Raw genomic sequence first — 14791 nt, forward strand, 5'->3', positions numbered from 1 at the left:
TTTTAAAAATCCGTTTTTTTCACTTCGATGAAACGGATATGATGATCTTCAGCATCAAGAATTTTAAATTCGCACCCCTCAGTTTTAAGGATGTCCCCGTTTTTCAGCTCCATCTTTTGCGTCAAAAGCCAGCCGGCGATCGTATCGACTTCTTCGTTTTCTATCGCGATATGAAGGAGGTCATTCACTTCGTCGATTAAAGCTTTTCCGTCCATAATATAATGATGTTCGCCTTTTTTTATAATGTGCGGCATTTCGTCCTGATCAAACTCATCCCTGATTTCTCCGACGATTTCCTCTAATATGTCTTCTACCGTAACCAGCCCTGCCGTTCCGCCGTACTCATCAACAAGAATGGCCATATGGATCCGTTCCTTCTGCATGCGAATCAAGAGCTCCTGGATCGGTATGTTCTCAATCACCCTGATGACAGGCCTCATTAAGTCAGTTAAAGGAATCGTCTCGTCGAGAAAATACGATTTAAACAAGTCCTTGCTGTTGACAATTCCGATAATATGGTCTTTATCGTCCTTAATAACCGGATATCTCGTGTAGCGTTCATTAATGACGGTTTCAATCGCTTCTTTTATGGATTGATCGGCCAAAAGCGTCGCCATCTCCGTTCTCGGCACCATGATTTCCCGGGCCAGCCTGTTGTCAAATTCAAAAATTTTGTTGACGTATTTATACTCAGACTGATTGATTTCCCCTTTTTTATAGCTTTCAGACAGCATAAGCCGCAGCTCTTCCTCACTGATCGCCACTTCATGCTCTTTAACAGAATGGAACCCGAACAGCTTCGTTAACAGCCGGGCCGAGCCATTCAACAGTTTGATAAACGGAAACATGATTTTATAAAACAAAATGAGCGGCTTCGCCGTCCATAAGCTGACGGCTTCCGCTTTTTGAATCGCAATTGTTTTTGGCGCAAGCTCGCCGACCACAACGTGCAAAAATGTAATGATGATAAATGCGGCAACAACCGAAGCCACTCTTAAAACGGACTCAGGCAGGCCAAATAACTCAAAAAGCGGGTGAATGATCTGTTCGAATGTCGATTCTCCGAGCCAGCCGAGCCCTAATGCGGTGATGGTAATGCCGAGCTGGCAGGCAGACAAATATTCATCAAGATTTGTCACCACTCTTTTGGCCGCAATCGCCCGCTTATCCCCGCTTTCAACGAGCTGATCGATTTTTGTGCCGCGGATTTTGACGATCGCAAATTCGGCGACAACGAAAAAAGCCGTAGCTGCAATTAAAAGTATGACGAGTATGAGATTCAGGATATTCAAAAAAAGCCCTTACCAAATATGGTAAGGGGCCACCTCCTTAAAACGAATGGTTAGTCATTACGACCGGACAGGAAAATTGCGACGAAGCGCAGCAGCTCAAACAGCGAAACAAGCGCTGCTGCGACGTATGTCAGAGCCGCGGCATCCAGCACCTTGCTGACGCCTCTTTCCTCCGTATTGCGGATCATTCCTTCTGAAACGATGATCCTTTTTGCCCGGGAGCTTGCGTTAAATTCAACAGGCAATGTCACAAGCTGGAAGAATACGGCCGCAGAAAACAATATGATGCCGAGTCCGATCAGATTCAGGCTTCCGAGCAGCATTCCGCCGATAAACAAAAACGGCGCCACTCCCGAAGAAAAGTTCACGACCGGAAACATCTTATGCCTCAAAACAAGTGCGCCGTATGACTCCTGGTGCTGCAGGGCATGTCCGCATTCATGGGAAGCAACGGAAACCGCTGCGATTGAACGGCCGTAGTATACGGGTTCGGACAGGCGCACAACGCGTGCTGTCGGGTCATAATGGTCTGTCAAGGTTCCTCTTACCGGTTCAACCGGGACATCGTAAAGGCCGTTTCGGTCGAGAATCTGTCTGGCCACTTCGGCTCCAGTTCTCCCGCTTGACGCCTCTACTTTTGAATATTTTTCAAAGTTGCTCTTTACTTTAAATTGTGCCCAAATCGATAAACCTAATGCAGCAAATGTTAACAAGTAAAAAATCATGCTCATGCAATCATCTTCCCTCTTGTGATAAGTTGTTTAAAAATTGTAATTGTAAATATATTTTAGCCCGAGGGATTTCCTTTTGTACAGAAAAGTGCACTATTTGTTTCTTCGCGGCAAACAAACCCCGATAAAGATCAGCACCATTCCTGAAATCATGAAGTATAAAGGCGGCCTAGTGAACAGCTCCTTGAAAAATTCCCTCCAGAACACCTCATCAGAGGAATGATACACGGCGTTTAAATCAAAAATGAATTGAATGGACGACGCCGCCATCAACTGGACTCCGATCAGTATGAAAAAGAGCCTCATTAAACAGGACATTCCGCTCCCATCCCTCATTCGTTTATAAAAAGTGTATGGAAGGACGGGAACCGATATGACGCCGGAGCGAAAATCTTCAGCTCTACCGGTTATTGTCGGTTAACGAAGGTTTATTATTACCTGAAAAATTTTTGCAAAAGAGGGATATACTGATTAAAAAGGCGAACTCGGGTGGTGACACGGTGAAAGTAACGGATCAGGAAAAAGAACAGTTAAGCACGGCGATCGATAAAATGAATGAAGGGCTTGATGCGTTCATTCTTCTCTATAACGAATCGGAAAAGGACGAGCAGCTGATCGAATTTGAAGAAGAAACGGCAGAGATGATCAGACAAGCGATTGAACAGCACGGGAAAGTTAGCACCAATCAAAAGTTAAATGCGATCATCAAAGAAATTTTATCATTTTCCCTGCGGAAAGACGGTGAAGAAGCATGAAATCAAACCGTGTATTCATCGCATGGCTGAGGTGGCCTATATATGTCCGCATCGCAATCATTATCCTTTTATTGATCCTCCTTTTCGGTCAGCTGATCACCTTCGTCGAGCCGCAGCAGTTTTCAAATGTTTTTGAAGGCATATGGTGGGCCCTGATCACCGTGTCCTCAGTCGGATACGGCGATTTTGTCCCTAAAACAGCGCTCGGCAAAATCGTCGGCATGCTCCTGATTTTAATAGGGGCAGCGTTTGTCACGGCCTATTTTGCAACGATGGCGACGGCCGCTTTCAGCAAGCAGCAGCGCTACGCCGAAGGCAAGGTGAACTACAGAGGCAAGGGGCATATGATCCTGATCGGCTGGAACGAGAAATCCAACAAGCTGATGAGGACGCTCCAGGCCGCCGATTCAAACAAAACGATCGTCCTCATTGATGAAACGCTAAAGGAAGGTCCCCTGATGGAAAACATTCATTTCATCAGAGGACACGCAGCGGATGATGCCACACTGCAAAAAGCGAATATCGAAGAGGCTGAAATCGTCTTTATAACCGCCGATCAGCATAAAAGCGAAATATCTGCAGACATGCAGTCGGTCTTAACATTGCTGGCCGTTAAAGGCTTGAACCCGTCGGTGTATTGCGTTGTAGAAATCTTGACGGAAAAGCAGAAAAAAAATGCCGAGCGCGCCGGAGCCAACCAAATCATCAGTACGGCGGACCTTTTAAAAACGGCGATGCTGCAGCATTTTCTCATTAAAGACCAGCTTCCTGATCCGCTTTTTACGGAAGCGGATATTCATTTCAAAGTCCATCGGGTTCCGCTTCCGAAGACGATGGAGGGCGCGTCTTTTCAAGAAGTGATCCGCCATTTTATGAAGGAAGACATTTTCATCATCGGTGTCCACCAAAAAGACGGGCCTGTGCTGTCTCCTTCTTTTTCGTACAAGCTACAGCCGACGGACCAGCTGCTGTCCCTTTAAGAAAGAAGCGCCTCTTCGAGTTCTTTTACATACGATTGGCCAAGCTTTTCATAGACGCCGGGAATATCGGCGTCTTTTTCTTTCGGTTCGGCAAACTGGTCAAAAGATGCGCGGAAATTCCCCTGAACGACGTAGTCATCCAGCGCTTCCTGATAGACATGGCGAAGCAAAAACGGCGTGCCGAGCTTGACCGTCGCATTTTGCGAATCAAGCTGTCCGTCCTCCGCCTCAAACGGAATCCGCAAAAACAGGTATCCGTCCTCATCATCAATCTTATAGTCAAAAAAGCCGCGGTCATATTCCCAGCCGCCGCTGATCACATAGCCGAGAGGCTTCAGCGTCTGTTCGAGGTGATAAAGAGAAAACGACCGGTTTTCCAGTTCAGAAGGTAAGCTTATCATGAAAAAAACTCCTTTTTTCGTTTTTATATGCCAGGACTTTAGCGCAATTGCTTATCAGGTTCGTTCAGATGGCCTTCGGTGATTTCTTTAAACAGGTTGTCCTCCGGCTGCTGCAGGTTGTTTTGCATGCGCAGGAATTTTTTATACTCTCCCATAGTGAAAGGCTTGGCATCATCCGATAACTCGTAGCCGATCTGGCCGTTTGATTCGAGCGTTACGTTTTTCACATCCGCTAACTTTGAAATCCCCTGTGTCCGGAGCCTCATTTCCAGCTGGTCGACGGTCAGGCGGTGCTTTTTTAAATTCTGCTCCTGGAGCTCCCCGTTTTCGATCAATACAACGGCTTTCCCCGCAATCAGGCTTTCAAAAAAATCAAATTTCATTTTCAAGTACTCGATCAACAGAAGGACGATGATAAAGATCGATGCAGCTGCCACCGTTTTAAAAATGCTGTCTTCTATAATCGGCTGAACGATGATCGTTCCGATGGATATCATGACGACGGTGGTGGCAATTGTCATCTGCGAAATTGATTTTCTTCCCGAAATTCTCAGCAGAACAATGCCCGTTAAGATGAGAAACAATGTTTCCAATACAAATGCCATGGTGTCACTCCAACCGTTTTATTTTTTTAGTATGGTTCAGAAGCTTGCGCGGTATGAGTATATTTGAACAAATAGGGAAAGACAATGTTATAAGGTTATTTTTGGGAGGAACCTCTATTGAAGAAAGGAAAAATAGTAACGGCTGTGATAGTGTTTCTCGTTATATATGCACTGTTTTCACTCGCAGGAATTTTATTTCCCGTAGACCGGGAATGGTATGAGTCATTAAACAAGCCGGATTGGACGCCGTCAGGCCGTTTGATCGGAACCGTCTGGAGCGTGCTGTTCGCCTTCATTTCATTAGCAGCGGCGCTCGTGTATGCTGCATATGACATGAGAAAAGCAGCTGCGCCATTTTGGATCATGCTGATCATCAACTATGTGTTTAACCAGGCATTCAGCTATTTTCAATTTACGCAAAAAAACTTACTTGCTGCCGCAGTCGACTCCTTTTTCGTAGCCATTACCGCTCTTTCGCTCACCTTTATCACACGGCGAATTCACAAAACGGCGGCCATTCTCTTTATCCCTTATGTGCTGTGGAGTTTTTTCGCGGCTTATCTCGCGTTTACGATTTACGGGATGAATCATTAGCCTAGAGAGCCCCGACGGCTGTAGCTGTGTTAAAATAGGGTGAACAGCAGCCTTACAGGGGGATCGGAATGAACCACTTTCTGCAAACTAAACGCATCGGCTTTTCTTTATGGAAGAAAGAGAATTTGAATTTGGCAAAGACATTGTGGGGAAATCGAGATGTGACCAATTATCTAACAGCAGACGGAATCATGACCGAAGGCGAAATAAGAAACCGTTTGCTGCTGGAAATCGAACAATATAAAACACACGGGGTTCTTAAAACAAGCAACAATGAATTCGTCGGATGCTGCGGCCTTCGCCCCTATGACCCGGAAAATGATGTGTACGAGCTTGGTTTTCATCTCGTCCGTTCAGCTTGGGGTAAAGGTTATGCATCTGAAGCGGCTGAAGCCATGATTGAGTACGCATTTAACAAAATCCGGGCAAAAAAGCTGTTTGCGGGACATCATCCTGAAAATACAGCTTCACGAAAACGATTGGAGAAATTAGGATTCGTCTACATACATGACGAATTTTATCCGTCCACCGGACTTCAGCATCCGTCATACGAATTAAAACAGCCTCCGGGACAATAAGTCCGGAGGCTGTGTTTTTTCAATTATTGATTCAAACGCTTCTCAAGCTCTGCTTTTTTCTCTTCGAAGCCAGGCTTGCCGAGAAGGGCGAACATGTTGACTTTGTATGCTTCCACTCCAGGCTGGTCAAACGGGTTGACGCCGAGCAAGTATCCGCTCATTGCGCAGGCTTTTTCAAAGAAGTACACGAGATAGCCGAACGTGTAAGCGTTCATTTCAGGTACGTTCACGATCAGGTTCGGCACGTTACCGTCCGTGTGCGCGAGCATTGTGCCTTGGAACGCTTTTTTATTAACGAAGTCGACTGTTTTGCCGGCAAGGTAGTTCAAGCCGTCAAGATCATTGTCCGCTTCTTCGATTGTCAGCTCGTGTCTTGGCTTTTCAACGTTCAGCACCGTTTCGAACATATCTCTTCTTCCTTCTTGTACGTATTGTCCAAGAGAGTGAAGATCAGTAGAGAAGTTGGCTGAAGAAGGGTAAATGCCTTTTTCGTCTTTTCCTTCACTTTCACCAAAGAGCTGCTTCCACCATTCTGCGAAGTACTGAAGGCCCGGCTCGTAGTTGATCAGCATTTCAATTGTTTTGCCTTTGTTATAAAGGACGTTTCTGACGACCGCATATTGATAAGCCGGATTGTCTTCAAGCTCTGATGTGGAGAAGTCTTTGCTCGCATCGCGGGCGCCCTTCATCATTTCATCGATATCGGCTCCGCTGACTGCGATCGGAAGCAAGCCGACCGCTGTGAGCACAGAGAAGCGGCCCCCGACATCGTCAGGAATGATGAATGATTCAAAACCTTCCTCATTAGCAAGCGTTTTTAATGCGCCCCGCTCTTTATCTGTCGTTGCATAAATGCGGCGTTTCGCTTCTTCTTTTCCATACTTTTCTTCAAGAAGCTTGCGGAAGATCCGGAAAGCAATCGCCGGTTCTGTCGTTGTGCCTGATTTAGAAATCACGTTGATTGAAAAATCAGCGTCTTCAAGAAGATCCATCACGTCTCTCATGTAAGAAGAGCTGATGTTGTTGCCGATGAAAATCACTTGCGGCGTTTTCCGCTTTTCTTTCGGCAGCACATTGTAAAATGAATGATTCAGCATTTCGATCGCTGCTCTTGCGCCGAGGTATGAACCGCCGATTCCGACAACCAGCAAAACATCGGAATCGTTTTGAATTTTTTCAGCGCATTTTTTAATGCGGGCGAATTCTTCTTTATCATAGTCAGTCGGAAGATCCACCCAGCCTAAAAAGTCGCTGCCCGCACCTGTTTTTTCGTGAATGGTATGGTGGGCGACTTTAACGAAGTCACGCAGATATGTAAGCTCCTGTTCTTTAAAGAATGGCAATGCTCTTGAGTAGTCAAAACGGACATGCGTCATATTATTAAACCTCCAGTACTAGCTGTTTTCTTTCAAATACCCGCCAGCGCTTTCATTTGCATGAGAGTGCGGGCCAAAGGGTTTTAAAACATGTCGATTTTCGGCGACAGCCTCTTCCCTTTTCACTTTATATGAACTCCTTCGTTAAATCAAGTGACGAAAAAAAGGAGGATGGAGGATGCCCGCCAAAAATGCATGTTTTTTCAGCCTCCACTTGCATTTTTGTCAAAAACATAACAATAAACAACGGCTCAAGGAATGGCGGTTCTCCTTGAGCCGTCAAGAAATCTTATAAAGAAGCCTTCAAAATAGACAGAACATCGTCTTTATTCAGCGTTTTAAAGCGGCCGAATTCGCCGTTTGCCATCGCTTTGTCGGCAATGAGATCAAGCTTCTCATCTGTAATGTCATAATCGGCAAGACGATTTGGCGCGCCAAGGCTGGTCCAGAATTCAGACAGTTTCTCGATTCCAACAAGCGCCACTTCGCGATCGGTTTTTCCTGTTTCATCTACGTCAAAAACACGGACGGCAAGCTGTTTAAAGCGGCCGACGTTCTCGGAAAGCGTGTGCTTCATCCAATTCGGGAACAGAATCGCAAGCCCTCCCGCATGCGGAATATCGTATACGGCTGAAACAGCGTGCTCGATATTGTGCGTTGCCCAGTCTCCGCGTGCGCCCATTGATAGCATGCCGTTCAGCGCAATGGTGCCTGTATACAGAATCGTTTCACGCAGCTCATAGTTTTCTAGGTCTTCAATGAGCTTAGGAGCTGTTTCAATTACCGTTTTAAGCAGGGATTCGCACATCCGGTCCTGATAAGGGGTATTTTCGGTATGGTGAAAATATTGCTCAAACACGTGGGACATCATGTCGACAATGCCGTAAATCGTGTGGTCTTTCGGGACGGTAAACGTGTTGACCGGATCAAGAATTGAAAATTTAGGGAATACGAGCGGGCTTCCCCAGCCGTATTTTTCATTGGTTTCCCAATTTGTGATCACAGATCCCGAGTTCATTTCAGAGCCTGTTGCTGCTAACGTTAAAACTGTTCCAAACGGCAGCGCATCAGCCGGAATATGTTTTTTCGTCACAATATCCCACGCATCGCCGTCGTATTTCGCTCCGGCAGCAATTGCTTTCGTACAATCAATGACGCTTCCGCCGCCGACTGCCAAAAGAAAGTCAATATCGTTCTCTTTGCAGATCGCAACTCCTTTATTCACAGTGGCAACACGCGGATTCGGTTCGACGCCGGGCAGTTCATGGACGGTCGCGCCCGCCTTTTCAAGGATTGAAATGACTTGATCGTATAAACCGTTTCGCTTAATGCTGCCTCCGCCGTATACGAGCAGGACATTGCGGCCGTATTGTTTCACCTCTTCTGCCAGCTTTTCAACTTCTCCCCGGCCGAATATCAGCTTTGTGGGATTCCAATATGTAAAGTTATCCATCTACATCTCCTCCTTTATTTACTATTATGGGAAATCGCCGAACGCTCTGTAAAGCGATCTGCTCCTCAGGCGTATAATGTTTCCAAATCGGTCGCAATCTATAAATGTGAAATATATGATTTCAAAATAGGAGGAATAACAAATGAATGCACTTCAACGTATTGCATTGGTTTTAACGATCATCGGAGCAATCAATTGGGGACTGATAGGATTTTTTCAATTTGACTTGGTTGCAGCCATTTTTGGCGGCCAAGGGTCTGCTTTAGCACGGACCGTTTACGCGCTTGTCGGAATCGCAGGTCTGATCAACCTCGGACTTTTATTTAAACCTGCTGAAGAGACCGCCGGCGAAGACGCCAAACAGCCGGAAATGCGTTAAAAAAACTCCGGCTTTTGCCGGAGTTTAAGATTGTTGACAAAATCCCAAAACGGCTTTTGTTTTGGGATTTTGTCATCCTTTCAGCGTGATTGAAAACCCTTGCAGTCTAGGAAGGCCGAGCATCGGAGCGGAGCGAATGTTGGAATTCGTGAGCACCGACGCGCAGGCCTGACAACGAATGCGAGGGTTTGTCGACACGCTGAAACTCCGGCTTTTGCCGGAGTTTTTTCATTTACTTCTTAATAAGATCTTTTCTGTTGGACTGCTCGATCCACTCTTCAAGTTTGTCTTTCAAAGTGTTGAATCCTTGTGGAGCAGCTGTATCTTCGGCTTGAACAGCCTTTTGTCTTCTAGGCTTGCTTTCTTTTCGTTCAGGAGCTGCCTGTGTAGCGCGGATAGAAAGGCTGATTTTGCCTTTTTCCTCATCTACGGAAAGAACCTTCACTTGCACCTCATCACCGACCGCCAAATGTTCATTGATATCTTTAACGAAACCGTGTGTTACTTCAGAAATATGCACGAGTCCCTGTGTTTCTTCATCTAATGCAACAAACGCTCCGTACGCCTGTAATCCAGTCACTTTACCAGTGTAAACACTGCCTACTTCAAACTTTGCTGTCATAACTAACAACTCCTAAATCTTATGAATTTAATCTCTTTTTATACGCAATAAAAAATTATATCATACAAGTCTTTATTAAGCAAAAAAACTTTTTTTAGCATTGTATGTTTAAAACCGAGTTGAAAGGGGAATACTAAAGAACAACTAAGGCTTTCTAGTATTCCCCCCTTATGTTGATGCGGACCTTTCAGGTGCGCATTTTTTTATTTTACTGCACCGACCTTCTCCACAAAGCGCTTCATTCTGACGAGTGCTTCCTGAAGCTGTTCAAGCGAGGAAGCATAGGAACATCTGATATAGCCCTCGCCGCTCGGACCGAAAACATTGCCCGGGACGACGGCGACTTTTTCGCTGATGAGTAGCTCCTCTGCAAACTGCTCTGAGCTCATGCCCGTTTTTTTAACGGATGGAAACGCGTAAAAAGCGCCCCCCGGCTGATGGCAGTCAAGCCCGATTTCGTTCAGTGAATCCACAAACACGTTTCTTCGGCGGCGGTAGCTTTTTTTCATCTTTTCAACGTCTTCGAGGCCGTTTTTAAGGGCTTCCTCCGCCGCAAATTGAGCCATGCTTGGCGCGCACATCATCGAGTACTGGTGAATTTTCAGCATAGGGTCCCTTAAATATGCAGGAGCTGCGACATATCCGAGGCGCCAGCCTGTCATGGCAAACCCTTTAGAAAAACCCGATATCAATATCGTCCGCTTTTTCATTCCGGCGATTTCCGCAAAGCTTGTATACGCTTCATCGTATGTCAGCTCGGCGTAAATTTCATCCGCTATTACAATCAGGTCGTGTTTTTCGGCAAAAGCCGCGATCTCTTCCAGTTCTTTTTTTGAATAAACAGAGCCTGTCGGATTAGACGGGGTGCAAAGAATGATGGCCTTCGTACGCTCAGTCAGAACGGCTTCAAAATCTGCAGCGCTCGCTTTAAATCCGCGCTCTGCGTTCGTATGAATGTGGACCGCTTTTCCCCCCGCCAAAGAGACAAGCGCTTCATAAGCGACAAAACAAGGCTCAGGAATCAGCACTTCTTCTCCGGGATCAAGGATCGCCCTGACCGCAATATCAAGCGCCTGGCTTGCTCCGACTGTAACAATCAGCTCGTCATCAGGAGCATAATCCAGATGAAAACGTTTATTCAGATAAGCGCTGATCTCTTTCCGCAGAGAAAGAAGACCCGCGTTTGCCGTATAAGACGTGTAGCCCTGCTCAAGGGAAAGGATGCTCGCTTCCCTTACATTCCACGCCGTCACAAAATCTGGCTCTCCGACTCCCAATGAAATCACGCCCTCCATTGTGGACGCAAGATCAAAAAATTTGCGGATGCCTGACGGTTTGATCTGCTGGGCTGCTTTTGAAATATAAGTTGTCCTCATTTAAGGAGACACCACGATTCTTTTGTCATCATCACCGGAGTCAAAAACTTTACCGTCATGCTTGTATTTCTTTAAAATAAAGTGGGTGGTTGTCGACACGACCGATTCAAGCGTCGATAATTTTTCGGACACGAAATGCGAAATATCCGACATCGTTCTGCCGCGGATGACAACAGACAGGTCATATACGCCTGACATCAAGTAAACGGATTCAACTTCCTGAAAACGATAAATCCGCTCGGCCACTTCGTCAAATCCGACGCCGCGCTTCGGCGTTACTTTCACATCGATCATCGCTGTCACGCCTTCATGGCCGTCGACTTTTCGCCAGTCGATCATTGCAGAATAATCGATGATGACCTTTTCTTTTTCAAGCTTTTCAATAATCGCTTTTGTTTCTTCCTGTGAAATGTTCGCCATTTTAGCAATCGTTTCAGGTTCGAGGCGGCTGTTTTCCTCTAATATTTCCAATATTTCTGTTTCTTTTTCTGTTAGCTTCATCTCGTTATCACACCTTTTATATGTCAAGAAATCTTCTGAATATTATAGCACGTTTTTATACGAATGTAAGGCGGTAAAAAAAGCGAAATCGCAGCGTGAAAAAATTTTTTTCGGGAACGATAAATAACATACTCAGGACTTAGGCGACAACATGCAGCCAGATTGTTTGAACATGAAAGAAAAACATTCGGAGTGATTTGGATCATGCTGTTAACAAAACCTTCTATCGAGACCATTCAAGGGGTCAATATATATTATGAACATTACGAGAATCCAGGCAAGACATCGCTCGTTTTAATACACGGTTTTCTTTCTTCCTCGTTTTGCTACAGAAAAATCATTCCTCTTCTGAAGGATGAGTTTAATTTAGTCGCCGTTGACCTGCCTCCCTTCGGCCAATCAGAAAAATCCAGCACCTTTGTGTATACCTATCAAAACATGGCCAGGGTGGTCATCGAACTGATCGAAAGGCTGAAGATTAAAGACGCCGTGCTTGTCGGTCATTCGATGGGCGGCCAGATTTCACTTTATGCGATAAAGGAAAGGCCTGAACTGTTCAAAAAAGTCGTCCTGCTGTGCAGCTCAGGCTATTTAAAGCGTTCGCCCCGCTCGCTTATTTTCGGGAGCCATATTCCTTATTTTTATTTGTACATCAAGCGCTGGCTGTCAAAACAGGGCGTCCTGAAAAACCTCATGAATGTTGTCTACGACAGCTCCCTGATCGATCAGGAAATGATCAACGGCTACCTGAAACCGTTTCTCGATGATCAAATTTTCAGGGCGCTCGCACGTCTTATCAGACACCGGGAAGGCGATTTATCACCGGATGATTTGAAGAAAATCGAGACGCCTTCCCTCTTGATCTGGGGCGAAGAGGACCGCGTCGTCCCGGTACAGATCGGAAAAAGGCTTCATCAGGATCTGCCCAATTCCATTTTCTACTCCCTGCAAGAAACCGGACACCTCGTCCCTGAAGAAAATCCGGATTATGTATCAGACAAGATTGCCAATTTCATTTTGACATGAACATAAAAAAACCGCCGGTTGGCGGTTTTTAAATTCTGTTCAGCACGAACTGCTGTCTTTGATCACAAGGAGCCGTTCAGCCAGCCGTTTGCATTCCGACAGAGGCAGCGTCTGATCAAACGATACTTCAAAAACGGTCTGGATCGCTTCGCCCAGCCGCTCTGCATCGTCTTCCGTATAGACGGCCTGAACGATTTCGGCCGCTTCCGTTTCATAAAAATCGGGTCCGGCTTGAAACGGATCCCATTCCTTTATGATGTGTATGATTTGTGCTGCTGCCTGACTTTCTTTCATCATGATCACCGCTTCATATTAATGTTTCAAAGGCTATTGTATCACAACATGCCGGCTTGTCGATAAGGAAAACCGCAGGCTAACGGCCGGCTTTTCCCCGCTTCCCCCTCCAGGCGATCAGCAGCAGCCCGATGCCGTTGACGAGAATCAATCCAAAGACGGTATTTCCGAGGGGCGCCCAGCCGTTTTCCCCCGTCAGCATCACTGACAGCACGACCTTTCTGATCAGCGTCACATTCAATACCGCAAGCCCCCACCCTAAGGAGCGCTTCCAAAATGCCGTGCCAATCAACACGAGAAAACCCATCATGAAAGCGGGTTGGACAAAAGCATTAGCTCGTAATCCAAAACGGCCTGCATCTCCGGATTGATCCGCTCGGGGACGGGAAACCAAACCATGCTGCTCGTCATCAGCAAAAAAGTAATGATGACACCTTTCCAAGACCGCCTATAACAAAAGTACGCGAGCGCCACCAGAAAGAGCGGGCGTATATACCAGCTCATTGGGTTGAGATGACGCTGAAAAGCCCACTCAAGGATGCTGCTCCATTCCACCAGCTGCCACTCCCTTTATTTTATAAAAGCTTTCATGGTTAAAACATTGCAATCTATCCTTTTCACAGTTAATGTATAACATATGAAAAAGACATGAGGTGAGATCATGGATTTTAATACAGAGCATAACAGACGCGGGACCCAGTCTGTAAAGTGGGACTTAACACAGGAATTATTCGGCGTAAATGACGCGCTTCCAATGTGGGTGGCTGATATGGATTTTCGTGCCCCTCAGCCTGTTATTGACGCCCTTCAGCAGCGCCTGGAGCACGGGGTTTTCGGCTATACATCTGCAAACGCGGGCACGAAGGAAGCTGTCACCGATTGGCTCAGCCGCCGGCACGGATGGAATACTGAACCGGCGTTTATCACCTTCAGCCCGGGCATTGTAACAGCGCTCGCCCAAGCGGTTCAGGCGTACACAGAGCCTGGCGAGCGGGTGGTCGTACAGCCGCCTGTATATACGCCGTTCTTTGATATAGTTGAAAAAAACGGGCGGGTTGTTTTACATAATCCATTAATCGAAAAAGACGGCCGCTATGAAATGGATTTTTCCGACCTTGAAAAAAAGCTTGTGGAACCGGATGTCAAGCTGTTCATTCTTTGCAATCCGCATAACCCTTCCGGCCGTTCATGGTCGAAAGAGGAACTGACAACGCTTGGCGAACTCTGCCTTAAACACGGTGTCACAGTTGTTTCCGACGAAATCCACTCGGACCTGATGCTGAACGGACTGAACCATACGCCGTTCGCCTCTTTATCTCCGGAATTCGCGGATATATCCATCACATGCATTGCACCGAGCAAAACGTTTAACTTGGCCGGGTTGCAGGCCTCAGCCATCATCATACCCGACAAAGCGAAGAGAACCGCCTTTGCAAAGGTCATGCAGCGTCAGGGACTGCATTCTTTAAATACATTTGCGATTGCAGCCATCGAGGCGGCCTATTCAAAAGGCGAACCATGGCTCGATCAGCTTATCCCATACATTGAACGAAATATGGAAGAAGTCCGCCGCTTTTTGGCAGAGGAGCTGCCCGAGGTCCGCATGATGGAGCCTGACGCCTCTTACTTGGCATGGCTTGACTGCCGAAAGCTCGGATTGTCGGATCAGGACATCAAACGGCTTCTCCTTCATAAAGGAAAGCTGATTCTTGAGCCGGGACCGAAGTACGGACCGGGCGGAGAAGGATTCGTCAGAATGAATGTCGGATGTTCGCTCTCTGTTGTAAAAGACGGACTCCGACGTCTGAAGACCGCTTTTTCGTAAGCG

At 46.4% G+C, this 14791-nt stretch carries 18 protein-coding genes and 1 pseudogene; 7 read left to right on the forward strand and 12 right to left on the reverse strand.

Annotated features, from left to right (window positions below; translation table 11 throughout):
* Nucleotides 1-2: 2 nt before the first annotated feature.
* From MKY62_RS16470 to MKY62_RS16480, 3 genes are all read right to left on the reverse strand, one after another.
* Nucleotides 3-1292 (reverse strand): hemolysin family protein, encoded by a 1290-nt coding sequence (locus tag MKY62_RS16470; RefSeq protein ID WP_016886102.1) that lies wholly within the window; start codon nucleotides 1290-1292, stop codon nucleotides 3-5.
* A 50-nt stretch (nucleotides 1293-1342) separates the two neighbouring features.
* Entirely contained in the window at nucleotides 1343-2017 is a 675-nt protein-coding gene (locus tag MKY62_RS16475; RefSeq protein ID WP_025805900.1) for a zinc metallopeptidase, read from the reverse strand.
* Nucleotides 2018-2116: 99 nt separating this feature from the next.
* The gene (locus tag MKY62_RS16480) at nucleotides 2117-2341 is read right to left on the reverse strand and encodes a hypothetical protein (RefSeq protein ID WP_003184768.1); all 225 of its coding nucleotides are present in this window, start codon (nucleotides 2339-2341) and stop codon (nucleotides 2117-2119) included.
* A 182-nt stretch (nucleotides 2342-2523) separates the two neighbouring features.
* Between MKY62_RS16480 and MKY62_RS16485 the strand changes: the two genes are divergently transcribed.
* The gene (locus MKY62_RS16485) at nucleotides 2524-2778 is read left to right on the forward strand and encodes a protein mistic (protein ID WP_003184771.1); all 255 of its coding nucleotides are present in this window, start codon (nucleotides 2524-2526) and stop codon (nucleotides 2776-2778) included.
* On the forward strand, nucleotides 2775-3758 hold the full coding sequence (locus MKY62_RS16490; RefSeq protein ID WP_009329488.1) for a potassium channel family protein: 984 nt from the start codon (nucleotides 2775-2777) through the stop codon (nucleotides 3756-3758). The genes MKY62_RS16485 and MKY62_RS16490 overlap by 4 nt, the downstream gene beginning before the upstream one ends.
* On the opposite strand, the gene MKY62_RS16495 is transcribed toward MKY62_RS16490, so the two are convergent.
* Entirely contained in the window at nucleotides 3755-4159 is a 405-nt protein-coding gene (locus MKY62_RS16495) for a YugN-like family protein (RefSeq protein ID WP_003184777.1), read from the reverse strand. The genes MKY62_RS16490 and MKY62_RS16495 overlap by 4 nt on opposite strands.
* 38 nt (nucleotides 4160-4197) lie before the next feature.
* Nucleotides 4198-4764 (reverse strand): DUF421 domain-containing protein, encoded by a 567-nt coding sequence (locus tag MKY62_RS16500; RefSeq protein WP_009329492.1) that lies wholly within the window; start codon nucleotides 4762-4764, stop codon nucleotides 4198-4200.
* A 117-nt stretch (nucleotides 4765-4881) separates the two neighbouring features.
* Here MKY62_RS16500 and MKY62_RS16505 point away from each other — a divergent pair, with 117 nt between their 5' ends.
* Both MKY62_RS16505 and MKY62_RS16510 read left to right on the forward strand, forming a co-directional pair.
* Nucleotides 4882-5358 (forward strand): TspO/MBR family protein, encoded by a 477-nt coding sequence (locus tag MKY62_RS16505; RefSeq protein WP_003184782.1) that lies wholly within the window; start codon nucleotides 4882-4884, stop codon nucleotides 5356-5358.
* 68 nt (nucleotides 5359-5426) lie between these two features.
* Entirely contained in the window at nucleotides 5427-5936 is a 510-nt protein-coding gene (locus MKY62_RS16510; RefSeq protein ID WP_003184784.1) for a GNAT family N-acetyltransferase, read from the forward strand.
* A 23-nt stretch (nucleotides 5937-5959) separates the two neighbouring features.
* Here the strand turns inward: MKY62_RS16510 and MKY62_RS16515 are convergent, their stop codons facing one another.
* Nucleotides 5960-7312 carry a glucose-6-phosphate isomerase gene (locus MKY62_RS16515; protein ID WP_003184785.1) on the reverse strand — a complete coding sequence of 451 codons (1353 nt, stop codon included), beginning with the start codon at nucleotides 7310-7312 and terminating at the stop codon, nucleotides 5960-5962.
* A gap of 289 nt (nucleotides 7313-7601) precedes the next feature.
* Nucleotides 7602-8765: an iron-containing alcohol dehydrogenase gene (locus tag MKY62_RS16520; RefSeq protein ID WP_009329494.1), complete on the reverse strand. Its 1164-nt coding sequence runs from the start codon at nucleotides 8763-8765 to the stop codon at nucleotides 7602-7604.
* A gap of 142 nt (nucleotides 8766-8907) precedes the next feature.
* Between MKY62_RS16520 and MKY62_RS16525 the strand changes: the two genes are divergently transcribed.
* Nucleotides 8908-9144, forward strand: coding sequence for a DUF378 domain-containing protein (locus MKY62_RS16525; RefSeq protein ID WP_003184789.1), 237 nt, complete (start codon nucleotides 8908-8910; stop codon nucleotides 9142-9144).
* Nucleotides 9145-9376: 232 nt separating this feature from the next.
* Here the strand turns inward: MKY62_RS16525 and yugI are convergent, their stop codons facing one another.
* The 3 genes from yugI to MKY62_RS16540 all read right to left on the reverse strand — a co-directional run bounded on the left by yugI (nucleotide 9377) and on the right by MKY62_RS16540 (nucleotide 11643).
* On the reverse strand, nucleotides 9377-9766 hold the full coding sequence (yugI, locus tag MKY62_RS16530; RefSeq protein WP_009329495.1) for a S1 domain-containing post-transcriptional regulator GSP13: 390 nt from the start codon (nucleotides 9764-9766) through the stop codon (nucleotides 9377-9379).
* Nucleotides 9767-9969: 203 nt separating this feature from the next.
* Entirely contained in the window at nucleotides 9970-11142 is a 1173-nt protein-coding gene (locus MKY62_RS16535) for an aminotransferase (RefSeq protein ID WP_011198244.1), read from the reverse strand.
* Entirely contained in the window at nucleotides 11143-11643 is a 501-nt protein-coding gene (locus MKY62_RS16540) for an Lrp/AsnC family transcriptional regulator (RefSeq protein WP_003184796.1), read from the reverse strand. It abuts the gene before it with no gap.
* A 204-nt stretch (nucleotides 11644-11847) separates the two neighbouring features.
* Here MKY62_RS16540 and MKY62_RS16545 point away from each other — a divergent pair, with 204 nt between their 5' ends.
* Entirely contained in the window at nucleotides 11848-12669 is an 822-nt protein-coding gene (locus MKY62_RS16545) for an alpha/beta hydrolase (RefSeq protein WP_009329497.1), read from the forward strand.
* Nucleotides 12670-12708: 39 nt separating this feature from the next.
* Here the strand turns inward: MKY62_RS16545 and MKY62_RS16550 are convergent, their stop codons facing one another.
* Nucleotides 12709-12963, reverse strand: coding sequence for a DUF1871 family protein (locus MKY62_RS16550; protein ID WP_011201725.1), 255 nt, complete (start codon nucleotides 12961-12963; stop codon nucleotides 12709-12711).
* A gap of 79 nt (nucleotides 12964-13042) precedes the next feature.
* A pseudogene (locus MKY62_RS16555) lies at nucleotides 13043-13518 on the reverse strand (hypothetical protein).
* A gap of 106 nt (nucleotides 13519-13624) precedes the next feature.
* Here MKY62_RS16555 and MKY62_RS16560 point away from each other — a divergent pair.
* Nucleotides 13625-14788, forward strand: coding sequence for a MalY/PatB family protein (locus MKY62_RS16560; protein WP_003184802.1), 1164 nt, complete (start codon nucleotides 13625-13627; stop codon nucleotides 14786-14788).
* Nucleotides 14789-14791 lie beyond the last annotated feature (3 nt).

The sequence above is a fragment of the Bacillus sp. FSL R7-0646 genome (assembly GCF_037969865.1).
Classification (GTDB): domain Bacteria; phylum Bacillota; class Bacilli; order Bacillales; family Bacillaceae; genus Bacillus; species Bacillus licheniformis.